The sequence below is a fragment of the Vibrio sp. 2092 genome (assembly GCF_033339635.1).
Lineage (GTDB): Bacteria > Pseudomonadota > Gammaproteobacteria > Enterobacterales > Vibrionaceae > Vibrio > Vibrio alginolyticus.
This window is the reverse complement of sequence record NZ_JAWOUY010000008.1, coordinates 198,829-225,186: the sequence shown is the minus strand read 5'-3', so window position 1 is coordinate 225,186 and position 26,358 is coordinate 198,829. Positions and strand designations below refer to the sequence as shown.

Sequence of the window (26,358 nt, the reverse complement as noted above, 5' to 3'; positions counted from 1 at the left end):
AATTATGTAGTACATCACTACAACAAATCAAAACTTAATTAACGAGTTAACTCGTTCTTTGATCTCAATTATTTTTATTTGTGTAAAGCTGGACAGTTGTCTCTTTACTAACCAACACGGCCGATTTTTTGTCTGGAGGGAATCGTTGTTTTTAGAAGCCTCCTCGTTTTGAACGTGATGTGGCTTACAAAATAGCATAAAAAAACGGTATTGTGACTGTTAAGTCACAATACCGTTAAACCCTAGGAAGGGCAGTGAAGAATTGTTGCAGTTATGAGACAGCTAACTCTAAGATTTCTCGGCTACGTTCAAGTGTGATCGCCTGGTTTTCACCTAAAACAGTCATGCCGTGTTTGTTTAGTTGATCAATGATGGCATCGATAGCTTGTTCACGGCTCTCACCATAGTTTTCGAGCTTAGTTGCGACATCAAGTTGATGATAAAACGCTTCGATAGATTCGATTGTGCGCTCTGCTAAATCCTCACCTGCTTCAAGACCAAATACGTTGCGACCCATTTGTTCTAACTTAGGGCGCTTAAACTGCATTTGGTTACGAAGTAACGACGGTTGGACAATTGCAAGAGAACGCGCATGATCAACGCCCCATAGAGCCGTTAATTCATGGCCGATCATATGTGTTGCCCAGTCTTGTGGAACGCCACTACCAATTAACCCATTCAATGCTTGGTTAGCAGACCACATTAAGTTTGCGCGCCACATATCGTCGTCTCGTTCCGCAAACTGTTCTCCGAGTGTTTTTAAAGTTTTCAGCAGTGTTTCTGCGTAACCATCTTGAACCATTGCACCGGTAGGAAGCGTCAAGTATTGCTCACATACGTGCACCCATGCGTCAACAATGCCGTTGATAAGCTGGCGTTCTGGCAGTGTTTTCATTACATCTGGGTCTAACACGGCAAATTTTGGCTGCACTGCTGGAGACATGAACGGAAGTTTGTCTTGAGTTTCTTTTTTAGTGATAACTGCGCCCATGTTTGACTCTGAGCCTGTTGCTGGCAATGTCAAAATTGCAGCTAGAGGCGTCGCTTCAGTGACTTGGTGCTTACCAATCATGATATCCCAACCATCACCATCATACTTTGATGCCGCTGCTACGTATTTGGAGCCATCGATGACTGAACCACCACCTACCGCTAAAATAAAGTCAACGCCATGCTCTTTTACCATTGCGACTGCTTTATCGAGTGTTTCTTTGGTTGGGTTTGGTTCAACACCTGAAAACTCTAGCCATTCATGTGCCTCAAGAGCTTCTGCTACTTGGTCGTACACGCCATTTTTTTTGATGGAGCCACCACCGTATACCACTAAAACTTTTTGGTCGGATGGGATAGCTTCTTTGATTGCAGCGATTTGTTTTTGACCAAAGAAAATCTTGGTTGGGTTTACATAAGAAAAGTTCATTATTAGCCCTCTTGCTTCCAGTGAAGGAGATTGAATACATGCATATTAGTCCTGATTAACGATCGTTAACAGGTCGATTTCTGCAAATAATTTGCCTATTTCTACAAAATTAATGCTCTTGAGCTAGAAAGTTAAAGTCGAGAGGAAGTATAGTGCTCGAAACGATAATAGAGACCAAACTCGTTGGTCATTGATGGAGCGCTCTAATGCACACTCTCGCAGATATCATGCAGCAATATGTTGAAAAGCAGGGGCTGCATGACCTAGAAGGTATGAAGAAAACAGCGATAGATGGCGTATGGTTTTATCGCAGTAGCAAAGGGAATCATCGCCAGCCGTTTGTCTATCAGTCCGGCATCATCGTATTGGGTCAAGGGCATAAGAACATTCATATTGGTGATACACCAGTGCAATATGGGCCCGAAGATTACCTTGTTGTCGGGGTTCCCATGCCACTAGAGTGCGAAGCGTTTGCGACAAACAATGAGCCTTTACTTGGCATTTCGATAGATATTTCGCCAACGCTTCTTCATAAACTCGTTAAAAAATTAGAGGCTGAGAAATTCAGTAATAAGTGTCTGGATGCAACCCGTTGCGGCCTTAAGTCGGTACGTATGAATGAAGGTATGTTGGATGCGTGCAAGCGGTTAATGAAAGCAATGTGTAACGAGCTTGATGTCATCATGCTTGGCGAGCTGCTTCTTGAGGAAATTGTGTATCGTACTTTGGTGAGCAAAGAGGGGTATGTTTTATTTGACCTAGCACATCAAGAAGGTTCTTACGCGAGGGTAGCTAAAGCACTAAATCGTGTACATCAAGCGTATCATGAACAGTTGAACGTACAAGCATTGGCTGAAGAAGCCAACATGAGTGTGTCTGCTTTCCATCAAGCATTTCGCAATGTCACGCTTGAATCTCCGTTGCAATATATTAAGAAAGTTCGACTTAACAAAGCGCGCGAATTGATCCAGTTAGAGGGGAGACGTGTTAATGATGCAGCGAGAATGGTCGGGTACACGAGCCCATCACAGTTTAGTCGCGAGTACAAGCGGCATTTTAATGAAACGCCAAGGTCAACAAAGGCTTAGTGATCTTTATTTCAAAATGGCGACTTTTTTTACCTTTTTTATTAATTTGCGAGTGACATATTTATTTGAGTTATAAAATTAGTTACTGGTGCCAAATAATAGGTACGTTGTTGCAATCATTTAGTGGATTGTTGCGAGGCGGTGTGGAAAACTCGTAAATAGATAGTGTGAAATCACCAACTTGTACTTAAGTTATTTTACGTCGAAATAAAAGTATAGATGCGCTTCGTTTAGCGCATTTAGTATTGTTTTAACAATAACTTAAGGAAGAGCGATTATGCACCTTAAAAACGGCAACGCAGTGAAAAACGTGTTCACACTAAGCACACTCACCGCTTCTTGTCTTATGGCCTTCAATAGCTACGCAGCAGTTGACTGTGCCCCTCTAGAAACTTGGCAATCATCAAAAGTTTATAACGGTGGCGACCAAGTTCAGCATGAAGGTAATGCTTATAAAGCGCGTTACTGGACGCAAAACAACAATCCAGCGCAATCTGGTGAGTGGGGCGAGTGGGAAACACTTGGCGCTTGTGATGGCACTGGACCGGTTGATCCACCTCAGAATGAAGTCCCGACGGTTACTCTGACATCGCCTTCTGCGTCGGCTTCTGTGACTGCGGGTGATGTTGTTAGCCTAGCTGCAGATGCGGCAGATACTGATGGGACTGTTAGCAAAGTAGAGTTCTTTGTTGATGGTGTATTAGTTGGTCAGGCAACGTCTGCGCCGTATGCTGCATCGTGGACAGCAACTGAAGGACAGCACGAGTTCTCTACCAAGGCCTATGACGATGCAGGTGCCGTTAGTACGGCAAGTGTTGTGACGTTAACTGTGGCATCAGCGCAACCTGGTAACGAAGCGCCGACAGTGGATGTCGCGCTTTCTGCGAGCTCTATTGACCTGGGTGGTTCCGTAACACTGACTGCAAATGCTACGGATGCGGATGGTACCGTTGCTAAAGTTGATTTTTATGTTGCAGGTGTGCTTGCTGGCACTGCTACAACAGCGCCATACACGCTGGATGTAACCCCTTCACAAGCTGGCTCATTAAGTGTTTATGCGAGAGCAACCGATGATGCTGGAGCAACAGCAGATTCTGCAATTGCGACGTTAACAGTAAACGGCGGCGCAGTGACATCTAATTGTCGTCCTGATGGTCTTTATCAAACAACGGGTGTAGATGTTCCTTACTGTTCTATTTATGATGAAGAAGGTCGTGAGAAAATGGGGGCTGATCACCCACGTCGTGTAATCGGCTACTTCACCAGTTGGCGATCAGGTGACGACCCACAAGCGACTTACCTTGTTAAAGACATTCCTTGGGAACAACTTACTCACATTAACTACGCGTTTGTGAGCATTGGTTCTGACGGCAAAGTAAACGTTGGCGACGTTAATGATCCTAACAACCCTGCTACAGGTAAAACTTGGCCAGGCGTTGAGGTAGATCCTGCTCTTGGTTTTAAAGGTCATTTTGGTGCACTAGCAACTTACAAGCAAAAACATGATGTTAAAACGCTAATCTCGATTGGTGGTTGGGCTGAAACGGGCGGTCACTTCGATACGAACGGCGATCGTGTAGCTGATGGTGGCTTCTACACCATGACGACGAATGCGGACGGTTCTATTAATCATGCTGGTATTGAGAAGTTCGCAACTTCTGCCGTTGAAATGATGCGTCAGTACAAGTTCGATGGCCTGGATATTGACTATGAATACCCGACGTCAATGGCTGGTGCTGGTAACCCTTACGACAAAGACTTCATGGAACCACGTCGTCAGTATTTATGGGCGTCTTACCAAGAGCTGATGAAAGTATTGCGTGAGAAACTTGATGCGGCATCCGCGCAAGATGGTATTCATTATATGCTGACTATCGCAGCACCATCTTCAGGTTACTTGCTACGTGGGATGGAAACCTTCGATGTAACTAAGTACCTAGACTACGTAAACATCATGTCTTACGACTTGCATGGGGCTTGGAATGATCACGTTGGTCATAACGCGGCTTTATTCGATACAGGTAAAGACTCTGAGTTAGCGCAGTGGAACGTATACGGCACTGCTGCATACGGTGGTATCGGTTACTTGAACACAGACTGGGCTTACCATTACTTCCGTGGTTCTATGCCAGCAGGTCGTATCAACATTGGTGTTCCTTACTACACCCGTGGTTGGCAAGGTGTTACTGGTGGCGAAAATGGCCTATGGGGCCGAGCGGCACTACCAAACCAAGCAGAGTGCCAACCGGGCACAGGTGAAGGTGAGAAGAACAACTGTGGTCACGGCGCTATTGGTATCGACAACATGTGGCATGATACTGACCCTAAAGGAAACGAAATGGGCGCTGGTTCTAACCCAATGTGGCATGCTAAGAACCTAGAAAACGGTATTTGGGGCTCTTACGCAGCTGCTTACGGTCTCGACCCTGTCAACGATCCTTCAGATAAGTTTGTTGGTACTTATACCCGTCATTACGATAGCGTTGCTGTGGCACCTTGGTTGTGGAACGCAGAGAAGAGCGTATTCCTATCTACGGAAGATAAAGCTTCTATCGAGGTGAAAGCCGATTACGTTATCGATAAAGAGATCGGCGGTATCATGTTCTGGGAACTAGCCGGTGATTACAACTGTTACGTACTGGATGCAAATGGTAATCGTACGGCAGTAGATGCCACTGAACAAGCTTGTGCGGCGGGTAATGGTGAATACCACATGGGTAACACTATGACCAAAGCTATCTACGACAAGTTTAAGTCTGCGACGCCTTACGGCAACAAAGTAGCGACTGGCCCAACACCAACTGAAGCAGTAGACATTACTGTTAGTGTTGGCGGCTTCAAAGTTGGCGACCAAAACTACCCAATTAACCCGAAAATCACGTTTACGAACAACACTGGTCAAGCGATCCCTGGCGGTACTGAATTCCAATTCGATATCCCAGTATCTGCGCCGGACAACGCGAAAGACCAATCAGGTGGTGGTTTGAAAGTCATTGCTTCTGGACATACTCGTGCAAACAACATTGGTGGCTTAGATGGCGTAATGCACCGTGTGTCGTTCTCTCTACCAGCATGGAAAGACTTGCCAGCGGGCGGCACTTACGAGCTTGATATGGTTTACTACCTACCAATCTCTGGTCCGGCTAACTACTCAGTGATTTCTGGTGGTAAAGAGTTTGCGTTTAAGTTTGAACAGCCAGATCTACCAATTGGTGATCTCAATGCGGGCACGGGTGGTGGTACCACTGAACCAGGTACGTGTGATACGACAGGTTTAGTGACATACCCAGCTCTGCCACAAACGGATTGGGCAGGTAATCCAAGCCACGCTAACCAAGGCGATAAGATCATCCACAACGGTGTGGTTTACCAAGCGAACTGGTGGACAGCGGCTGAACCGGGTACAGATGGTAGCTGGTCAACGGTATGTAACATCTAATTATTATGGATTATTTGTTATAGCCTAATGTTTACAGGCACTTAAACAAAAGCGCACGATGATTATCGTGCGCTTTTTTGTTGTGATAGTTTGTCGTTTAATCGAATTGGTAACTTTCAGGTATGACGACAATACCTTTGTCTGAGATTTTAAATCGCTTCGCATCTTCAAGTTTGTTGATGCCAATTTGAGTATGTGGCGGAATACGAACATGTTTATCAACTATGCAGTTGACCAACTGACTTCCTTCACCGACTTCTACGTCATCAAAAATGATGGAATCGACTACCGTTGCACTATCTTGAATGCGTACATTAGAGGAAATAATGGAGTGCTGTACCGAGCCTCCGGAATTGATGACACCGGTAGCAATGATGGAGTTAATAAAAATGCCTTCATTACCCGTGGCCGACGATACAGTACGAGCTGGTGGAAACTGCGGCTCGTAAGTACGAATCGCCCAATTAGACTGATAAAGGTTCATTGGCGGCACAGGTTCTAGTAGATCCATATTCGCTTCATAGAAGGAATCAATGGTACCCACGTCGCGCCAATAGCAATCTTTATCGACGCGCCCTTTACTTCCACAGAATTGATAAGCGTAAACGGATTCGGTATCAATTAGCTTAGGTATGATGTCTTTTCCGAAGTCATGGCTTGATGAATTGAGTTTTGAGTCTTCTTCAAGCGCTTCTTTCAAAACATCCATATCAAAGATATATATTCCCATAGAAACAAGGCTTCTGGTCGCGCTTCCAGGAAGGGTAGGTGGGGTTTCAGGTTTCTCTATAAACGAAGTAACGAGCCCGTTTTCTGCGGTGCCCATTACACCGAATGCTGAAGCATCCTCTACGGGAACATCCATACAGGCAACGGTGAGCTTAGCACCTTTCTCTTTATGCTCTTCAAGCATTGCAGCGTAGTCCATTCGATAGATATGATCGCCGGATAACACAACCACATACTTTGCATCATTTCGCGATAGCAACCACATGTTGTGATAAATCGCATCGGCGGTTCCTTCATACCATGCACCACCTTTGCGCATTTGTGGTGGAACAGCAGTAATGTACTCGCCTAGCTCTGGATTGAATATCGACCAGCCGTCTCGTAAGTGTTTTTGAAGTGAATGAGATTTATATTGGGTTAAAACAAGGATCTTGCGTAAACCCGAATGTAAACAATTGGTTAGTGTGAAATCTATAATTCTATATTTTCCGCCAAAAGGTACGGCTGGCTTGGTTCTGTCATCGGTGAGTGGGCTGAGTCTAGACCCCATCCCTCCTGCTAAAATTACGGCGAGTGCGTCTTCCATAGTATTCCCTTTCCCTTTTCTGACATGCATCAAAACGGTGCTAACCTGAAGGAGGTGGTATGCAACGCAGAGGTTTTGAAAAGCATGTGCTAATGTGCTTATTAGTGAAAAGTCTACTACAAGAATCGAGCCATAGAATATCTCCTTAAAAATCAAGGAGGTTAAAATTTCACTGTAAGACAACTGCACCATATTAGTGAAGCGCTAAATAGCCCGTGCATCAAATTGGCGCAAAATTGTAGAAAGGAGAAGTCAACAAGTATGGATTTACAATGTAAAGTGGCGACAAAACAAGAAGATAAATAGGGTTTTCTAGCTTAATAACTATGGCTAAACAAGGCTTAGGGTTAGCGTCTTAACTCTAAAGGTCTAAAACAGGCGCGTTGATGTAAGGCAGGAGAGCTTTGTATCAACAATTCAAGAGTAGAAGGCCTGAGACAACTCTTTTCACAGTTGTTGAGAGTGAGTGGATAGGTAAGTAGACCACTCACTCAATGAATATGCTCACTTCACTGATAGCGATACGTTATCACTGCACTAAGAGAGACCGACGATATTTCCTTCATCATCAAGATCTAAGTTCATAAATGCGGGTTTATCAGGTAAGCCTGGCATCGTCATCACGGTACCAGATAATGCATAAACGAATCCTGCGCCCGCACACAAGCGCAGCTCGCGGATTGGGACGGTAAAACCAGTTGGTGCCCCTTTGACTGCGGAGTCCGTGGTTATAGATAGTGGTGTCTTCGCGATGCAAACCGCTAAGTTGTTAAAGCCTAATTGCTCAAAATGTTTGAGCTGTTCAGTCGCGATAGGAGTCATTTCTATATTGGTTGCTCCATAGCCCGCTTCACATACTGCCATGAGCTTTTCGAGTAATGATTGCTCTTTGTTGTATAACGGACAAAACTCTACAGGCGTGGTACACGCATCAATAACATGTTGAGCTAGTTCCGTTGCGCCTTGTCCGCCTTGCGAAAAAGCGGTGCTGATGGCTACTTTAACTTCGGGATTAAATTGGTGAATCAGATCTTCAAGAGCTTTAAGCTCTTTCACACAATCTTGTGGAAACTGGTTAATGGCAACGACAGCAGGTAAACCGTATTTATGAACGTTATTTATGTGCCATTTTAAATTTTCAAACCCAGCCTCCAATGCTGCTTGGTCCGGATTAAAAATGGAATCTGGAATAGCCATACCTGGCCGTAAATCGTAGTGTCCAGAATTCGCTTTGAGGCCGCGTAATGTTGCTACGATCACTACACAGTCCGGGGCTTTGTTGGCGGCAGCAGCTTTAATGTTACACGCTTTCTCAAATCCCATATCCGAACCAAAACCGGCTTCAGTTACCGTGTAACCTGACAGTTTTAGCGCAATATCGTCCGCGATAATGGATGAATTTCCATGGGCGATGTTTGCAAATGGACCTGCATGGATCAACGTAGGAACACCTTCTAGAGTTTGCATCAGTGTTGGTGCAATCGCCTCTTTTAGTGTTACTGCCATTGCTCCTGCAACTTGTAGATCTTCCGTAGTGACGGGGTTTCCGTTCAAATCGTACGCTACGACAATTTTCCCAATACGTTGACGTAAGTCTTTTAAATCTTTGGCTAGTGCAATGATAGCCATCAACTCGGAAGCCGCTGAAATATCGAACCCTTCGTCACGCTCGAAACCATTGATGGTTTTTCCTGCATCATTGAGGCCAATTTTGACTTTACGTAGTGCACGATCATTATGGTCCATCACTCGTTTCCAAGTAATACTTGCCGTGTCGATTTTAAGTGCTCTTAACCCGGTGCGTGATTCAAAGGCATCATAACCCTCGCGTTGCTCATGGAACAAGCGAGCGTCAAGAGCGGCTGAAGCAAGGTTGTGCGCCGCTGTCACTGCGTGAATGTCACCAGTAAGGTGTAAGTTTAACTCTTCCATTGGAGCTACTTGAGAATAACCACCGCCCGCTGCGCCACCTTTAATACCGAAGACGGGTCCCATCGAAGGTTGCCTTATACATGCAATAACAGATTGATTAAGCTTTGCTAAACCTTGCGCCAGTCCTATCGTCGTAACGGTTTTTCCTTCGCCAAGAGGAGTCGGCGTGATCGCAGTGACGAGTACAAGTTTACCGTCATCATTTGCTTTGAGTCGCTCCAAACATTTTGGGTGGACTTTGGCTTTGTGCTTCCCGTGAGTGTCATACTCTTCGGGCAATAGTCCTACTTTTTCCGCGATAACATCAATAGAAAAAAGTGGTGTGTTTCGGCAAATTTCGATATCTGACTGCATGGAGAATCCCCAAAGTGGCACACGGGTAGCGTTGAAAAACTACCTGAGTTATAACGAGTATTATTGTGAGGCAAAGGTCTGCTTGGTGATGGTACTGTTTCGGTTAGGCTTGTAAAGAGTTTACTGCTTCGTATTGTGCGACATACTAACGAAATCTACTCGTTATGGTGCTAGATAAAAACAAAAAGGCCACCAAATGGTGACCTTGATATATTTTTAGCTTTAAAGCTGTCGTTTTAACGATCCCAATAAGTCTCTTCTAAGCTATCTTCTCGTTCAGGAAGCGCTCGCGATAGGCGAGGAGAGTGCTGCGTCAACACTTCATAGCTTACTCGGTTTGCGTATTTACAAATCTGAGAAAGTGAGGAGTAGGTTAAGCATCGTACTTCGTGCTTTTCTGAGTTAGGCACTTCTTTTTGGTGGAAAGAGTTTGCTGCCATGTCATGCAGTAAGGCTGAAAGGGCTGCATCACCTGCACCATTAGTGTTCTTAATCTCTAATGGTCCACCAAGGTAAGGGCCGATGTGAGAGTAGACCTTCATTGGGTTTTGACAGTCTTCTTTACGCATCGCACGACTAAACTCGTACTGGTTAAAGGCTTCGAGGGAGCTTTCAAGGATGTCGTGTGTGGTTTCTCGTTTTACTTTCTCGTCGGTGTAACCAGCCATGTACAGACCATTTGGTCCTGCCGTACACAGTACGAGATCAACCCATTCAAGTGCTTTATCAGCAGCAGCTAGCGGCTCTGTTTCACCTGTTAGCGCCGCACCTTCTTCTTCATTCATCGCGACAACAGAAATGTTTTCGCGAATGTATTCTTGCCACCACTGTGCGTTACCTTCGATAACGTACTTTGTCCCTAACGTAAGTACAACAGGGACATCGTGCTTCTTAGCAAAGTCGATCGCTCTTTGTACCGCTTTAGGCATTGGATCTTCTTCTTTACCACGCATTAGGTAAGAAGAAACAACCAGGGCTGATGCTTTCTCAAAGATCTCTTCAGGAATGCTTTCCGGAAGTAGTTGATTCATATGACCTTCGTTGATAGCAAATGTACGCTCACCGTCTTGAGAAATTAGGGTGTAGCAGCGACCAATAGGGCCATCTACCGTTTGTAAATGGTTAAGGTTCATGCGTGAAGACGTACGGCAAAGGTAGCGATAAGCAAAAGAACCGACTTGAATGTTCTTAGACATCACACCGAGCAAAACGGATTTGCTATCGGCTAAAACTGAGTAGTTGTGAAGAGTATTGCCAATCGTGTCACCTGGGTATTGGTGTGTGATCAGGCCTTGCTCAACCAGTTCTTCGTAAAGTGCATCTGCTTTGCTTTCTTCAAGAACGAGCGAATGTCCTTTACTCAGGTTGTATTTCTCTAAAAACGCGTCATCTACACGTGCTTCGATATCTACAATGGTTTGACCGACACCAACAATAGTTGGGCGATATAGCTTAGGTGCCTGTCGGATTTGGTTTACTAATGGATCTCGAGCGTGAGTTGGGAAGTAGTGTTTAGATTTACGCTGACCAGGAAACTTCATGCTTGTTCTTGAGTGAGAAAAAAAAGAGGCGGGATTGTATCACAAAAAAATGAAAATCGTGGCGATTTATTACAAAGAAGTCAGCTCGCTGAAAAAATCAGCGAGCTGAGTAAATAGCAACCAAAGCAGCTGCAATTTATGACGCTTGTCGTATTGCAATGGGTTGTTTTTTAAACTTGTTGCTCAGCAGCGCCCGGAAAGAGCCTGCTCCGCGCTAACTAAATTTACCCGCGTTACTTTTTCACTTCAGTTGGCTCAACGTAAGCCTTGGTACCCCAAAGTGGGACTGTCGAAAGGCTATGCTTAAAACTACCATCGGTCTCTTTTGTTGTATAAGACAAGTAGAGTAAGGTTTGGTTATCGGCATCATAAATACGGCGAACCTTCATTGTTTTGAAGAAAATGCTTTTTGACTTCTTAAATACAATTTCACCGGACTTACTCTTATCTATTTTTGCAATCATTTCCGGTGTGATTTCGCCAGTCTGACGACATGATATTGAGCTATCACTTGGATCTGCTAAGCTGAAATCCGCTTCGATAGAGGCGATGTGACATGTGACACCTGTTACCACCTCGTCTTTCAACTCACCGACTTTGATGTCTTTCAAAGTAAACCAACCGAGCCCCACGTCAGCAACATCGTTATCTGAACAACCAACTAGAGTAGTAGCAAGCAATGCACTTAACAGCATCTTTTTCATTATTTTTGTCCTTAACTAGGAAAGATATTGATGAAATCTATCAGAGGTTTGCACCTAAAACAAAATTTAGCCACGGAAAGGTCTATGTGCGCTAGGTTTGTTGCGGGCTTCATGCTAATGTACTGCTCTAAACGAAGGTATCAAGATGAATGAACAACAGTTAGCCAGTATCGAGCGTAAAAATACATGGCTGTATGATCTGGTCGAAGTTGAATTTCCGACACCAGAGAGTTTGAAAGGGCGCGATGTCTATTTCAAAACGCTAGAAAAAGCAACGTATCAAGTAGTCGACAAAGACACACTACTGGAAAGTGACTCTGAATTTAACCCCGACGATATTTTTCTGGTCGATTTTCATCGACTGACCATTATGTTCTCTATCTTGCAATCTCAGCGCTGGGAACAGCAGTATGATAAAGATATGATCATTGAATATCTGACACAGATTATCCTCACGCCAGATTTTGAATTATATGTTGGTTTTAAATCTGGAGTCCCAATTGGTGCTGCTATTGTTAGCCATCTCGAAGGAAATACACTCATCTCTGATGTTGCTGTTTCTGAATCAAAATACAAAAGCTCGTTTGTGGCTGATCTGGCTAAAAGACTAAGCACCGAGCAAAAACTGTTAGACTCAGTGGTTATCGAAAACTAACTTACACATCAATGTGCATAAAAAGTAAAGCAAGATGACGTTGGGTGATCTTGCTTAGAAAAACTGTAATTGCTCCCTTCTATTTCCATGAAATGCCAAGCTCGTCGTTTCAACAATCCCAAACTCAAATAAGATTAATCCAAACATTCTTAAAATCGCTTGGGCTTGAGCCTTTAAGACGTCTGGAGATGGCTATGGCAATTACCAATATTAAGTGCGTGATATTTGACTGTGATGGTACGTTGGTCGACAGCGAAAGACTGTGTTGCCAAGCGCTCGTCAATGTATTTAACCAGCATGGGGCTGAGTTAACGATGGAAGAGTGCGTTTCTCACTTTAAAGGAGGAAAGCTCGCTGACATCCTTTTAGATACTAAAGAATTGAAAGATATCAAAGTCCCAATTGATGTTTTAGAGCCGCAATACCGAGAAGAAGTCCAGTCTCTTTTTGTGCGTCACTTACAGCCGATGGATGGCGCAAAACGATTAATTCAGTTTTTGGATTCGCATAATATCGAATATTGTGTGGCGTCTAATGGACCTAAAGATAAAATTGAATACGCTTTGGAGTTAACCGGTTTACTCGATGCTTTCCGAGGGAAAGTGTTCTCGGCATTCGATGCGAATAGTTGGAAGCCTGAGCCCGATTTAATCATGTACAGTGCTATGAGCATGGGCTTTTTACCAAGTGACTGTCTTTATATTGATGACACGCCTAAAGGAGTTGAGGCGGGACTAAACGCCGGTATAAAAACGATACAGTTATTTAATGGTGAAGCTATCAATCTTGTTGATGACGAGCGTGTAATTCGCATCCATCATTTAGATGAATTAAAAGAGCAGCTGTGTGGCTGCTCTGTTTGACCTACTAATGGCAAACCGGACTCAAGCTGTGGATGTGCTTAAGTTTAGACTGTAGGTAAGGCGTTTGATGTAGACATTGGATAGATGAGAAGTTTTTTGTATGAAATCCGCAAGCAGCGCATGTGAATTTCTCGCCATCCGATGAAATGAGATATTCATCTCCTTGGCAGAGTGGGCAATTCAGGTTCTCTATGTCTTTTGTGTCTTTGTAATTATTCATATTGTTTTCCAGCAGCAAATTGGAATTGGCAAGATCAAGCATAGCGGAACGCTTTGTTTAAGAACATTATTTCATCCGGTACAGCGAGAACTTGAGATTCACTTCAAATATCCACTTGGATGTCGTAGAAAATATCGAAGGTAATAGTTGAACACGGTTTAAAGAAAAGGGCTCCTTAAGGAGCCCTTGTTGATCATAAGTTCCACAACGTTATGCGGTGCGGTAGCGTTGTAATATCTCACCAAGAGAAACGGAGGCTTGCGTGAGATTAGCGACGCCAGCGGTAGATTGCTCCGCCACTTCTCTGATTGTGCTTGATTGACTACGAATTTCTGAAAGTTCCGATGCAATATCGTTAGCAACTGCGCTTTGTTCTTCAGCAGATGTGGAAATCTGAATGCTCATGTCCATTAATGAGCGTGCTGACTCGGCAATAGAGGTAACATCATGGCCGATTTCATCAATAAGCTGGCTGCTGGTTTGAGCTTGCTGAACGGTTCGGTTGGTGATTGAAGCAATGTTCTGGCTCTCAATTTGAAGCTTCTCAATCATGGCTTGGATCTCTACTGTTGCCTGTTGAGTTCTGCTTGCTAATGTACGTACTTCATCGGCAACCACTGCAAATCCACGACCTTGTTCACCAGCACGGGCTGCTTCGATTGCTGCGTTTAGCGCCAACAGATTAGTTTGTTCTGAAATGGCGTTAATCGTTGTGATCACGTCATTAATCTGCGTCGTATTCTCGTTTAAATTGGTTACTGACGTAGAGGCTTGTTCAATATAGCTAGATAACGTCTCTATCTCGCCAATCACGTTTTGTACACGGCTTCTGCTTAGTTCGATCTTCTGGGCATCTTGGTCTGACTGCGTCGTTGCTTGTTGAGAAATACTTGATACCTCCTTTGCAGAGGCTGTCATTTCTTCCATTGCCGTCGCGACTGAATCAAGCGTTTGATATTGATGAGATATCTGGGTTTCACTCAACTGCATATCTTTTTCGAATGCAGAAGATGTCTCGCTCAACATCGTTGCATTATTTTTAACACTATTAACCAGTTCACTTAAGGTATCCATAGACTTGTCTAGCGCACAGCCGATGGTACCGAATTCATCTCGACCAGGGTGAAAACCAAGACGAGAGGTTAAGTCACCGTCACCAATTTTTTCGGTTGTTGTATATAAAACCCACAGAGCTCCTCCGATAAACGTTGCCACCCAGTAAGAGAATAGGGCAAAAGGAATAACCCATAAGAAGCTGAGTAATAGTGACGATAGAGCTGATGATTTTACCGATTCGTATTGTGTGGACACATTTTGAGTCAGCTTAATCACTTCTCCAGAATGCAACTTGGCATAAGCGGTGACAGACCCATCGACAAAAGAACTCTCGCTTACGCGGTTCGATTTCGATACGCCGTCAATTTCTGTAGCGCGGTTTGATTGAGCATCAACGATACCAGAAAGCTTCGCTTCGCTCGCCGAGATGGCTTGCTGCTCAAATTGTTGTATTTCATTGAAGTAGCGGCTTCCAGCCACTGAAGTGAGGGCTACTAAAAACAGTAGGAATATAACCCACATTTTGTCGTTGATAGACATCTTGATAAACAGCCTGTCTATCGTTCTAAACTCAACTTCTCTCATTTAAAGCTCCATTAGAGATAAAAGATATTGACCAAATCTATTGCTATATCGAAACAAAATATGCGAAGTTAATCAGCAAAATATGTAACGAATACTAAATTTAGTTTAAGAAATGAGATCTAAGGACGCCTATAACAGTATGTTATATCTTTAAATTGACATGAATGTTGATAAAAGAGTCATTTCTCTAAAGTGTTAAGCGGATATGAAATCTAATTGCAATCGTTTACTTTTGATTATGCTCATAGGTTTTTAAATCTTTACTTCTCGCTGTCATGAATGTGTCATATAAAGACTATAAAAAGGAGTTGCTGATGTGGATATGGCAAGAGCCAGGCCGTCAGCAAGTAAAAGCAAGAGAGCTTAAAATAAAGGAGGTCACAATGAGCGACCAATACCAAAACGATGAGAGCCTAGAGCTGCTAGATGCGCTTGAAATTGGCATTATCTTGTCGGAATACGTTGGCTCAGACAACGAAGCCGAATAGCGGAACACTCTCATCTCGTCGTAATTGACGTTATACTAGGTTCATGTCACACCAAGCCCTAGAGGCCAAAACTGGCGTCGAATGAACTTTCTAGCCCACCTGCATATCGCAGATCACAGTAACAGCCATTTGTTGGGAAACTTGCTTGGAGACTTCGTAAAAGGAGATCCAAGCAAGCTGTATGATCGCGATATCTCAAATGGCATCAGATTACATAGATTTGTTGACCGTATTACCGACCATCATCCAATCGTCAACGAATGTAAGCCTCATTTCACTGGTGTTGCGCGACGTTTTGCACCTATCGCTTTGGATATGTTTTGGGATCATTGCCTCGCAAAACACTGGAACGACTTTCATTCCGTGCCTCTCGAACACTTTGTAAAAACGGCATACGAGAGAGTAAACCGAGAGGTTCATGAACATTTGCCGCCACGTTTTTTGGTGCTCCACAGCAGAATGTGGCATGGCCGATGGCTTCAATCCTATCAAGATCTAGACAATATAGAATTTGCACTACATCGGATATCGCAAAGAAGTCCTAGAATGGCAGACTTAACCACAACATTTAAAGTGATTGAAAGTGATTACACCGAATTAGAAGAGAAGTTCTCGTCACTTTATCGAGATGTTTTGCGCCAGTCGTATGATTTTCAGCAACAGCTTAACGACTCAACTCAATGAGATAGAAAAGTAGTATGGCTTTAGGGGCTCTGGTAAACTCTGCGCTCCAAAAATAATGAGGTTACACATGTCTGTTAATTTTGCTGATTTAGGCATCGAACAAAAGCTAATCGAGACGCTAGGCAATCTAAATATCGTGACGCCAACACCAGTGCAAGAAAAGTCAATTCCACACGTCCTTGCAGGAAAAAACTTACTTGCTGCTGCACAAACTGGTACGGGAAAAACGGCTGCGTTTGGTTTACCTATCATACAAACCGTTCAGCAAAAGAAACTTAACGGCACACCTCAAGCATTGATTTTGGTTCCAACACGCGAGCTTGCACAGCAGGTATTTGATAATTTGAATCAGTACTCGGCAGAAACAGAACTTCGCATCGTGTGTGTTTATGGTGGTACAAGCATTGGCGTACAAAAGAGAAAGTTAGAAGAGGGCGCTGATATTTTGATTGCCACGCCAGGCCGCCTTTTGGATCACCTGTTTAATGGTAACGTAAACATCTCTAAAACCGGTATGCTCGTGTTAGACGAAGCCGACCGTATGTTAGATATGGGATTTTGGCCTGACTTGCAGCGCATCTTCCGACGTTTGCCTGCTGAGAAACAGATCCTATTGTTCTCTGCGACATTTGAGAAGCGAATCAAAACTATTGCGCATAAACTCATGGAATCGCCAGTTGAAGTCGAAGTTTCACCAGCAAATACGACTGCTGAAACGGTAACACAAATGGTTTATCCAGTGGATAAAAAACGGAAACGTGAATTGCTAGCGTACTTAATTGGCTCGCGGAATTGGCAGCAAGTGCTTGTATTTACAAAAACGAAGCAAGGCAGTGATGAGTTAGCGAAAGAGCTCAAGTTAGATGGCATCAAAGCGGTTTCTATCAACGGCGATAAATCACAAGGCGCCCGCCAAAGAGCTTTGGATGAATTTAAACAAGGTAAGGTGCGTGCTTTGATTGCAACCGATGTGGCAGCACGAGGGTTAGATATTCAAGAGCTAGAACAAGTCGTGAACTTTGATATGCCATTCAAAGCAGAAGATTATGTCCATCGAATTGGCCGCACTGGAAGAGCAGGAAAGTCAGGTTTGGCGGTTTCTCTGATGAGTAGAGATGAGGAGTACTTGTTGCAAGCTATCGAGAACCTGCTTGATCAACGCTTACCCCAAGAATGGCTGGCAGGTTTCGAACCAAGTCTTGTAGAAGAAGTTGAGCCTGAACAAAATGGGGGTGGGCGCCGTCGTAGTCGTTCATCTGAGAAGCGTAAGCTAAAAGCAAAATTGGCGATTCATAAGAATCGTGGTAAATCACGTAGCTCTCGCTAAACCGCGCAAATTTTTGTTCTTACATAATCAGGCTGTTTTTGCCTCTTCATAGACGTCTAACGTTTGGGGGATAGCAAGTAGGTACCCTTGATACATATCGAAACCGAGCTTTTTCATTAAGCGAAGTTGATGCTCGGTTTCAATTCCTTCGATAACGGTTTTAGAGCATAACGCTTTTGCGAGTGATAATGCATCGTTAAGCGCTTTAAAATCACCGTTTTCATACCTTAGCAATAAAGAGCGATCCATCTTGATTATATCTGGGCAAACGCTTCTCACTCGCTCAGTTGTCGATGCATTGACGCCATAATCGTCAATCGCTAATTTAAATCCTTCAAGACTTAACTCCCGAGCAGCTTGAGACAAAGAGAGTTCATCCTCCACCTTCAATTCAAGTAACTCCATGACGATTTGTTCATTCATCAAATGCGATTCATAAATGGTTTGTTTTAGCAGTCGGTTATACGTGATGTCTTTGACTAGTATCTCTGCCGCTACCGGTAATACATTGAGAAACAATTGTTTTGTGTGAAAGCGAGACTGAGAGAAATTTTTGATATGGATTAGGCGACTTAAGCGTTCAACATTGAGCAAATCTTGAGTGGGAGTCGCTTTGGATTGGAAAAACTGATCTGGCCTAACCATGTTGCCATTGGCATTGCTAATTCTTACCAGTGCTTCAAGGCCAACGATGGAAATATCGTTCTTATATATGGGTTGAAAGACACTGCGGAGAGTGAAGTTCGCGTATTTCGCAATATACTGCCCGTCGGCTTGTTTCCGGATGCAACTAAGTAGTTGCGAGATGCTCATCATTGTTACCACAACCTAAATCAATGTCTCAACATCAGCGTTATCGCGCTAATTTTTCTATTTCATTGGCAATGAATCTAAGTGTGCTCATTAACTCAAGCAAGAACGATGGTAATGGATGGGTAGGTTTGTCGAGTGACATCAAACAAATTGATGAAATAATTGATAATCTCAGCACTTCAATTTGATGCTACCATTGCAGTACGGCATACAACTGCAAATATTTTCTGACTAACTGCTGTTTGTTCGAACGCCGTAAAGGATGCCCAAACTTAATGTAACAAGGGCTAATACCGAATCGAGTGTCCAACGATTGCGTGAGTTGCGACTCGCTGGTGTACAGTGTGATTCCTTGTTCTGTGTATTCGTTGATCTGATCGGGTAGTTCCCCCATCCACCAATGAAGCAATTCTCGGCTCGTTTTGCTGCGACTTATCCAATGATCACAAACCAAAAAGAGTAGGTCATTAGGCTGTAAGGCATAGCCATATTCACTCTGCCATTCCGTAATTGATGAGAGTAAGTTTTCCCGGCAAGATTTTCCGGCACTGACCATATGGTAACTCAGAACCCAGACAGTGCCGATGTCGGATGAAATTCGATAGTGATGGGGAAGGTCTGGAGAATCCAACACTTCGATTGGCTTTATCACGCAGTTGTATCCAAAGTGACGAAAAGTATGTTCCATCCTTCTTGAAAACGCGAGACCAAGATGATGCTCACTCATGCCTTGGTTATGCACCGCAGGGTAATGCTTTTCACACAGCTTAAGACAGTCGTCTTGAAAATCATTAACACTTTGAATAACTAGGTCGAGTAGCAAAGAATATCCCTTAATAATTACAAAACGAACTGCAAAAGGTTAGCATAGTCTTTTGAGAATAGACTAATTTACTTCGGCAACTTCTTGATCTAAACACCAAATTTCTCACAAATGACCGTGTCTAATCTTTAATAGAGCAACACGAAAGAAGCAGAAGTTGAACAAAAATTTGAAAGGGAAAAAATGATAAAGCTAGAACGCGCACAAAAAGAGGCGCTGGCCACCGCCATTCAAGATTACATGCAAGACGAGCTAGATGTTGAAATTGGCCAGTTCGATAGTGAGTTTCTAATTGATTTTATTACAGAAAAACTAGGGCCAATTTACTATAACAAGGGTGTTGAAGATGCCAAGTTACTGGTTGAACGCAGAATGTTAGAAGTTTCCGAAGAGCTGTATGAGATAGAACAAGAAATTAAGCTGTAAGTTTCAGTTTTACAAACGATTTAAAGTTCCTTCAAAAAATTCGAACAACTTGATAGATACGGTACCATTGGCTGGATGTAAATGATGGTAAATAATCTGTTTCATATGACGTAAATAGGTTAATGTAGTGTTTCTTGCTCAGCATTAACTTAGGAATATATCTAGGAACTTGAGATGGATACACTGGTAAAGAATTACAACCTTACTGCACGCGTGATGCATTGGTTATCAGCGCTGTGCATTATTGGTCTATTTGCAGTGGGTTTGTGGATGGTCGACCTTAGCTATTACAGCGAATGGTATCGAACTGCGCCGCATTACCATCGCTCTGTCGGTATTTTACTCGCTATTTTAACTTTGGCACGCATCGTATGGAAACATGTGACGGCGTCACCAAAGGTAGAAGGCAAACGTTACGAAGTGCTTGCTGCTAAAGCAGCGCATGGTGTCATGTACCTACTATTGATCACCATCTTTGTTTCAGGTTACCTCATTTCAACGTCTGATGGACGCGGCATCGAAGTGTTTAATTGGTTCACCGTGCCAGGAGCGGGAGAGTTATTCCCAGGCCAATCAGATATTGCAGGTGAGATTCACTTCTATGCAGCTTGGGCAGTCATCCTGATTGCAGGCTTACATGCTATTGCTGCACTAAAACACCACTTTATCGATAAAGACAACACATTAAGAAAAATGTTAGGAGCTTCAAAATGAAAAAGTCACTTTTCGCTACAGGATTAGCTATCGCTATGGCACTGCCATTTGGTGCGCAAGCTGCAGATTATGTCATCGATACCAAAGGTGCTCACGCTTCAATCAACTTTAAAGTTAGCCACTTGGGTTACAGTTTCATCAAAGGTCGTTTCAATACATTTTCTGGTGACTTTTCTTTTGATGAAAACAACATTGCTGACTCAAAAGTAAATGTTGTTGTTGATACAACCAGCCTAGATTCAAACCATGCTGAACGTGACAAACACATTCGTAGTGGTGACTTCATCGATGCTGGTAAATACAGTGAAGCAACCTTTACGAGCACAAAAGTGGTTGATAAAGGCAATGGCAAACTAGATGTAACTGGTGATTTAACGCTACACGGTGTTACTAAGCCTATTACTATTGAGGCTGAATTCGTTGGTGCTGGCAGTGACCCATGGGGCGGCGAGCGCGCTGGCTTTGTTGGCAACACTCGCCTAGAGCTTGCTGACTTTGACATCCCAGTAATGGGTGCTTCAAGCTACGTCGATATGGAACTTCATATCGAAGGTATTAAGAAGTAATTAGTTCCTTTTAGATACACTAAAAGCGCTCTTCACTTGAAGAGCGCTTTTTTATTATCTTAATCACATCACTAACATCGATAAACCAGTCAGTGATAGCGATTGAAAGCCAATAGACGTTGTAAATGTTTAGCGAATTACGCTGTTTCTAACTCGCTTTTTTCCACTAGGTTTAAACGCTCACCAAAAATCGGGCGTAGTGCTTTTAATACTTCAGTACGAGTAACGACCCCGACCATCTGCCCATTTTCAAGCACAGGAAGCACTTGTGGCTTACTTACTTTGATACTTTTAGCGCGTTCTTCGAGAGACAAAGACGTCAAGCGAGTGGCAATACCCATACTGCTCGCTGGGTACAACTGCGCTTTATCGATACATAGGAACTCCACAACATCAACGAGGCGATCATCAGCGTCAATTGCGACCACATCTCGGCTCATGATGTCGACGACTTTTTGGTCTTTCACCGGAATGTAGTCCTCACACCATAGTTCTACCATCACATCGTGAGCAGAGAAGAAGCCAACTAATCGATTTTGTACGTCTACAACAGGTGCGCTAGTTACGTTGTTATCAAGTAACACATCCAGCGCGGCTGCAATTGGCGTTTCTGCACGAACGGTGACTGGTTTTGGGTTCATAATGTCTTTAACAAAAGAGGCATTTTTCATGGTGAAATCCTTAACTGACGACAGTGTTGTAGTTGTAGTGATAGAAGAAACATTCGCTGCTTTTAGTTCTGGTCGGCGAAAAATACACCAGTTTGAAAGGCCAACTAATACCGCTCCGCCGACGATGTTGCCAAGCGTGACAGGAATTAAGTTAGCGGTAATAAAGTGGCTAATGTTTAGGTCTGTGTATTGTGACGCGGGCACACCGACAGATGCCCAAAAAGATTCAGGTGCAAAATTCGCGATAACAATACCAAGTGGAACCATAAACATGTTCGCAACACAGTGCTCAAAACCGCTGCTGACAAACATTGCCACAGGCAAAATTGTCATTGCTGCTTTTGTCATTGCATTTGCAGAACTAAATGTCAGCCAAATCGCTAGGCAGACCAACAGGTTACAGAGAATACCGAGTGCAAACGCTTGAATGAGAGTGTGGTGAAGTTTGTGTTGTGCGATGTTAAGCGCATTTAATCCCCATTGACCGCCATCCATCTGATAAAGACCAGCAGCAGTAACCAGCGCAAGTAGGAACATCGCACCAATAAAGTTACCAACGTAAACTTTGCCCCAGATCGAAAGCATCTTACCGAACGAGATTTGCTTATTGGCCCAAGAAATACTGGATAGGACGGAGCTGGTAAATAATTCACCACCGCAGATCACGATGAGGATCAATCCCATGCTAAATGCGAGTCCACCAGCTAGGCGGCTCAAGCCCCAACCAGCGCCCGTACTGCCGGTGGTCACCGTGATGTAAAACAAGAATGCTAACCCGATGAACGCGCCGGCCATAATGGCGAGGCTTAATGTCATACTGCTGGTTTTGTTTGCCTTACTTAACGCAAATTTTTCCGCTTCAACCATCATCTCTTTTGGAGAAAAATACTGGTGATTTTGAGAACTGGTCACCGCCATATTGACTCCTTAATTTGTAATCGCATAAAAAATCCTTGGTTATTAACTCAAAAATGAAATTGTTGTTTTTATTAAGAGCCTCAATGACTTCGGTTTCAAAACCATTGAGGCTTGCGGTGTTCCCGAACCGCGTACTCAGAATAGGGAGAACGGTTAGTAAGGTAAAATTGATAATATTTAGAAACCTCATCAAATTAATTGATAACTTTACGGGGCTAGGTAAAATGAACTCTATTGCTTATTGGGGCATGCTTTAACAATTGTGGGAATTGGGAAATACCCACTAATAATGGAGGACACTTTGCGCTACTCACTTAAGCAATTAGCGGTTTTCGACGCAGTTGCAGATACCGGCAGTGTAAGCCAAGCCGCAGAAAAATTGGCTTTAACACAATCAGCGACGAGTATGTCGCTTGCGCAATTAGAGAAGATGCTTGGCAGGCCGTTGTTTGAGAGGCAAGGCAAGCAAATGGCGTTAACCCATTGGGGGATGTGGTTACGACCAAAAGCAAAACGCTTGCTACAAGATGCATTGCAGATTGAAATGGGCTTCTATGAGCAACATTTATTGAGTGGTGAGATTCGCATGGGAGCGAGTCAAACCCCAGCAGAGCACTTAGTTCCCGACCTTATCAGTATCATTGATAATGACTTTCCAGAAATGCGTATTTCCCTCGGTGTACAAAGTACAAAAGGGGTGATTGATGGGGTATTAGATTACAAGTATGACTTAGGGATTATTGAAGGGCGCTGTGATGATAACCGTTTACACCAAGAAGTATGGTGTCGTGATCATCTTACTGTTGTCGCAGCTTCTCATCATCCTTTTGCGCGTAATCAGTCTGTTAGCCTTGCGCAGTTAGAGCAAGCGAAGTGGGTACTAAGAGAGCATGGCTCTGGCACACGAAAAACATTTGATAGTTCCATTCACCACCTTATTGAAGATTTGGATGTGTGGCGCGAGTACGAACACGTTCCGGTGTTACGTAGTTTAGTTGCTAATGGTCAGTACCTTACTTGCTTACCGTATTTAGATGTAGAGCGATATATAGAAGCAGGTCACCTTGTGGCATTAAATGTACCTGAGTTAAAAATGGAAAGGACGCTTTCATTTATATGGCGTTCAGATATGGCAGAAAACCCATTAGTCGACTGCATTAAAAGAGAGGGGCTGCGAATGATGAAAGGGAAGCCTTCAGTTCTTTAAAGGTTGATTAAATATGCCTACGAGATGAGTTGGTTTATTCCCTAAATCTGTTGATTTATCGGTTGCGTCAAACTTTTAATGTAAATTGTGAAAATAATAATATCTTATTGTGATCAATATCACAGATAAGCTGAGCTGATGTATCTAACATGTGTCCTTGATTTCAATGTATGAAGGCAGTTATTGAACCATATAGGTACGATAATAGCCGAGTAGGTATGACTACCATGACGACACTTTTAGCTATTTCTATTACTACTGGAATTTTATCTGGCGTATGGGGTTGGATCGCCATCTCTTTAGGTTTGCTTTCTTGGGCTGGTTTTTTAGGTTGCACGAGCTACTTTGCAGCGCCAACGAGCGGATTGAAAGGACTAGGCATCAGCTTAATCACCAATATGACAGGCGTATTCTGGGCAATGGTAATTATTCACGGTTCCACTTACGTGGGGTTGGAAATTATTGGCTATGTGATTACCGCTATTGTGGCATTCTTCATGTGTATTCAAGCTAAACAGGCTTGGCTCGCGTACATCCCTGGTACTTTTATTGGTTCATGCGCAACATTTGCGGCTGACGGAAACTGGCAACTTGTCATTCCATCGTTGTTGCTAGGTGGTGTGTTTGGCTATCTAATGAAAGCGACAGGGCTATGGTTGCATACGAAATCAACCGCTACTTCTTCTTCGCTTGCTGAGCAAACACAGTAGTGAACCCCCGATCTTATTGGTATCCACTGTGTATTGAGTTTTATCCCTCTCAATACCCTTAATCAAAATTAATGATGTTTGATACAAGCACACCAAATTGGTGTGCTTTTTTTGTATTACAAGACAATACGCTGAGTGTAAAATACGTCTAACTCATGTATTGCCGTTGGCCATGGTAACAACGCGTTTAAGTGTCCAGCGCAGAAGAACAGGAATACACTCCATGCCTTTCTCTTCACAATGAGAAACAATAGCCAAAGCTAAGTCCGGTTTTGCATGTTTTTTCAAAACACGATTTACGACTTTTTTAGCAGGGATAGGGTGGTCATGAGGAACTTTGATGATGTCCTTAAAGAAAAGTTCAAAACCATTGTTGTACAGAAAGTGCTCGATGTCTCGGTCGGGTAACTCCGTAAGTCGATGCCTTTCCTGATCATGGTCGAGCTGTGCTCGCACTGCATGCGCGTACTTTTTCCCTGCTGGGTCGCCATCGGTAACGACATGCCAATCAATACCAAACTCTTTTGCTACTTTGATGAGTGATTTTAGACCTGATTGAGCAAACTCAACGATTTGAACCCCTTCGGCAGCCAAGTCATACCCGCATTGACGAGCCAGTTCATGAAAAAGCCAAACTTCGGTTTCGCCCTCAACAAGTAACCAGCACCGCGCAAATAATGCTCCTGAACGATGAAAACGAATATGGAAACCAATTCGGCGCAACTCATCTCGACCAAACTTTGTTGAGTTTAAACTCTTAGCGATGGTTCTGTCTGATAGCCGAATTAAACGTCGAATTGAATACAGTGGAACAGAACCGAGTAACGTGCCACTGTTGGTGGTTAATATCTTTTGCATTGGCAATAATTGCAATAAGGACCACGCTCTCGCTAGATGAGTTGGATGCAGTCGACCTTCTGGATCTTCAATGATCAGTATTGGTCTCGCACAGCGCCTTAAATCAGTGGGGCCCTTAGCTTGAAGATAGGCATTGAGTAACCCCATTAAGAGCAAGCGGCTTTGTTTGTCATTGGTTTCTTTCAAGAACTGACTCAAACCTTTATCAGAGGAAGGGCTTGTATAGAAAAGACCATCACGAGGTTTGCGTGGGTTACCTTTACTGACACTTCTGAACGCGAAATAGTGTTCAACAAGCGTTTGCATTGAGTCGAGGCTACTACGAATCTCACCTTTATTCACATGGCCAGGCATGGCCAATAAGCGTCGACAGGTGTTGTTGATTCGTTTTTCAATCCGAGCATTTTTACCATCGCCGTTGACATGGTTTAAATCAGGGAAGCGTCGGGAGTCACGTAGTCGGATTACAGGATGAAGTGTCATTAACTCAATAGCGAGTTTCTCTGAGTGGTGAAGTTTTTTGGGTTTGCCGTTATGATCCAAAAACGCGTACTTTGTATTAATGCCGTGCTCATCGCGAGACGCACTAATACGATAGTAAATGACTTGCTCACCATCTTCGTTGGTGCACCATGTAGGCTTTATGCGTCTGTAGCGTCCCGCTTTTACTTCGTTTTTATCCTGTGCTTTAAAACAAACAATGATCTGTAAGTGTTGTGTTTGTGGATGAGAAATTGAGTAGTCAACGTGAAAATCTTTCAGTTTGAATTGATACAATGAGCCATTGGCAGGTAGTGCGATGGAAAGGGCATCGAGCAATGATGATTTGCCCCACGTGTTTTCACCGATAAGCGTGGTGAGTTCGTCAAAAGAGAGTGAAAGGCGTTTGATGCCTCTAAACCCGGAGATTTCGATGCGTTCTAGTCTCATCTCAATCCTCCTTGCAATTATTTGAATTATCGAGAGTTATTTTGCTACTCC

General features: G+C 43.5%; 22 protein-coding genes. 12 read left to right on the top strand and 10 right to left on the bottom strand.

Translation table 11 applies throughout. The features are described 5' to 3' along the window. Positions 1–271: 271 nt before the first annotated feature. On the bottom strand, positions 272–1,420 hold the full coding sequence (locus tag R7P80_RS15765; RefSeq protein WP_047103556.1) for an iron-containing alcohol dehydrogenase: 1,149 nt from the start codon (positions 1,418–1,420) through the stop codon (positions 272–274). A gap of 206 nt (positions 1,421–1,626) precedes the next feature. On the opposite strand from R7P80_RS15765, the gene R7P80_RS15760 reads away from it, so the two are divergent. Together R7P80_RS15760 and R7P80_RS15755 are read left to right on the top strand one after the other, a co-directional pair. Then, entirely contained in the window at positions 1,627–2,508 is an 882-nt protein-coding gene (locus R7P80_RS15760) for an AraC family transcriptional regulator (protein WP_005386077.1), read from the top strand. A 277-nt stretch (positions 2,509–2,785) separates the two neighbouring features. Further along, positions 2,786–5,947, top strand: coding sequence for a chitinase C-terminal domain-containing protein (locus R7P80_RS15755; RefSeq protein WP_171345665.1), 3,162 nt, complete (start codon positions 2,786–2,788; stop codon positions 5,945–5,947). Between the two features lie 97 nt (positions 5,948–6,044). Here R7P80_RS15755 and glgC read toward each other — a convergent pair whose 3' ends face one another. The 4 genes from glgC to R7P80_RS15735 all read right to left on the bottom strand — a co-directional run bounded on the left by glgC (position 6,045) and on the right by R7P80_RS15735 (position 11,793). Beyond that, positions 6,045–7,262: a glucose-1-phosphate adenylyltransferase gene (gene glgC, locus R7P80_RS15750; RefSeq protein ID WP_213893430.1), complete on the bottom strand. Its 1,218-nt coding sequence runs from the start codon at positions 7,260–7,262 to the stop codon at positions 6,045–6,047. A gap of 537 nt (positions 7,263–7,799) precedes the next feature. Beyond that, entirely contained in the window at positions 7,800–9,548 is a 1,749-nt protein-coding gene (locus R7P80_RS15745; protein ID WP_225491831.1) for a formate--tetrahydrofolate ligase, read from the bottom strand. 236 nt (positions 9,549–9,784) lie between these two features. Continuing rightward, positions 9,785–11,089 (bottom strand): inosine/guanosine kinase, encoded by a 1,305-nt coding sequence (locus R7P80_RS15740; RefSeq protein ID WP_005376376.1) that lies wholly within the window; start codon positions 11,087–11,089, stop codon positions 9,785–9,787. A gap of 233 nt (positions 11,090–11,322) precedes the next feature. Next, on the bottom strand, positions 11,323–11,793 hold the full coding sequence (locus R7P80_RS15735) for a CreA family protein (protein ID WP_005397614.1): 471 nt from the start codon (positions 11,791–11,793) through the stop codon (positions 11,323–11,325). 145 nt (positions 11,794–11,938) lie between these two features. On the opposite strand from R7P80_RS15735, the gene R7P80_RS15730 reads away from it, so the two are divergent. Together R7P80_RS15730 and R7P80_RS15725 are read left to right on the top strand one after the other, a co-directional pair. Beyond that, the gene (locus R7P80_RS15730; RefSeq protein ID WP_005376378.1) at positions 11,939–12,448 is read left to right on the top strand and encodes a hypothetical protein; all 510 of its coding nucleotides are present in this window, start codon (positions 11,939–11,941) and stop codon (positions 12,446–12,448) included. Positions 12,449–12,642: 194 nt separating this feature from the next. Continuing rightward, positions 12,643–13,311, top strand: a complete 669-nt coding sequence (locus R7P80_RS15725) for an HAD-IA family hydrolase (protein WP_017820949.1) — start codon at positions 12,643–12,645, stop codon at positions 13,309–13,311. A 430-nt stretch (positions 13,312–13,741) separates the two neighbouring features. Here R7P80_RS15725 and R7P80_RS15720 read toward each other — a convergent pair whose 3' ends face one another. After that, entirely contained in the window at positions 13,742–15,172 is a 1,431-nt protein-coding gene (locus R7P80_RS15720) for a methyl-accepting chemotaxis protein (protein WP_025767793.1), read from the bottom strand. A gap of 314 nt (positions 15,173–15,486) precedes the next feature. Between R7P80_RS15720 and R7P80_RS15715 the strand changes: the two genes are divergently transcribed. The 3 genes from R7P80_RS15715 (at position 15,487) to R7P80_RS15705 (ending at position 17,671) form a co-directional block, all read left to right on the top strand. Then, a complete protein-coding gene (locus R7P80_RS15715; RefSeq protein WP_017820948.1) occupies positions 15,487–15,660 on the top strand; it encodes a hypothetical protein in 174 nt (57 codons plus the stop codon). A gap of 81 nt (positions 15,661–15,741) precedes the next feature. Further along, positions 15,742–16,344, top strand: a complete 603-nt coding sequence (locus tag R7P80_RS15710) for an ACP phosphodiesterase (RefSeq protein WP_025767792.1) — start codon at positions 15,742–15,744, stop codon at positions 16,342–16,344. Positions 16,345–16,411: 67 nt separating this feature from the next. Then, positions 16,412–17,671 (top strand): DEAD/DEAH box helicase, encoded by a 1,260-nt coding sequence (locus R7P80_RS15705; protein WP_053307679.1) that lies wholly within the window; start codon positions 16,412–16,414, stop codon positions 17,669–17,671. Positions 17,672–17,698: 27 nt separating this feature from the next. Here the strand turns inward: R7P80_RS15705 and R7P80_RS15700 are convergent, their stop codons facing one another. Together R7P80_RS15700 and R7P80_RS15695 are read right to left on the bottom strand one after the other, a co-directional pair. Continuing rightward, complete coding sequence (locus tag R7P80_RS15700; protein ID WP_005376384.1) at positions 17,699–18,487, bottom strand: EAL domain-containing protein; 789 nt, start codon at positions 18,485–18,487, stop codon at positions 17,699–17,701. A gap of 187 nt (positions 18,488–18,674) precedes the next feature. Next, complete coding sequence (locus R7P80_RS15695) at positions 18,675–19,307, bottom strand: hypothetical protein (RefSeq protein WP_225491830.1); 633 nt, start codon at positions 19,305–19,307, stop codon at positions 18,675–18,677. A gap of 183 nt (positions 19,308–19,490) precedes the next feature. Between R7P80_RS15695 and R7P80_RS15690 the strand changes: the two genes are divergently transcribed. From R7P80_RS15690 to R7P80_RS15680, 3 genes are all read left to right on the top strand, one after another. Continuing rightward, positions 19,491–19,733, top strand: a complete 243-nt coding sequence (locus tag R7P80_RS15690; protein WP_042520836.1) for a DUF2164 domain-containing protein — start codon at positions 19,491–19,493, stop codon at positions 19,731–19,733. Positions 19,734–19,907: 174 nt separating this feature from the next. Further along, positions 19,908–20,447 (top strand): cytochrome b, encoded by a 540-nt coding sequence (locus R7P80_RS15685; RefSeq protein ID WP_025767789.1) that lies wholly within the window; start codon positions 19,908–19,910, stop codon positions 20,445–20,447. Further along, positions 20,444–21,013, top strand: a complete 570-nt coding sequence (locus R7P80_RS15680) for a YceI family protein (protein WP_017634178.1) — start codon at positions 20,444–20,446, stop codon at positions 21,011–21,013. Before R7P80_RS15685 ends, R7P80_RS15680 begins: the two co-directional genes overlap by 4 nt. A 137-nt stretch (positions 21,014–21,150) precedes the next feature. Here the strand turns inward: R7P80_RS15680 and focA are convergent, their stop codons facing one another. Further along, complete coding sequence (gene focA / locus R7P80_RS15675; RefSeq protein WP_064369261.1) at positions 21,151–22,602, bottom strand: formate transporter FocA; 1,452 nt, start codon at positions 22,600–22,602, stop codon at positions 21,151–21,153. Between the two features lie 301 nt (positions 22,603–22,903). Between focA and R7P80_RS15670 the strand changes: the two genes are divergently transcribed. Beyond that, a complete protein-coding gene (locus R7P80_RS15670) occupies positions 22,904–23,809 on the top strand; it encodes a LysR substrate-binding domain-containing protein (protein ID WP_005376369.1) in 906 nt (301 codons plus the stop codon). A 227-nt stretch (positions 23,810–24,036) separates the two neighbouring features. Next, on the top strand, positions 24,037–24,519 hold the full coding sequence (locus R7P80_RS15665; RefSeq protein ID WP_225491829.1) for a DUF1097 domain-containing protein: 483 nt from the start codon (positions 24,037–24,039) through the stop codon (positions 24,517–24,519). A 153-nt stretch (positions 24,520–24,672) separates the two neighbouring features. On the opposite strand, the gene R7P80_RS15660 is transcribed toward R7P80_RS15665, so the two are convergent. Then, positions 24,673–26,307, bottom strand: coding sequence for an ATP-dependent endonuclease (locus R7P80_RS15660; RefSeq protein ID WP_017634174.1), 1,635 nt, complete (start codon positions 26,305–26,307; stop codon positions 24,673–24,675). Positions 26,308–26,358 lie beyond the last annotated feature (51 nt).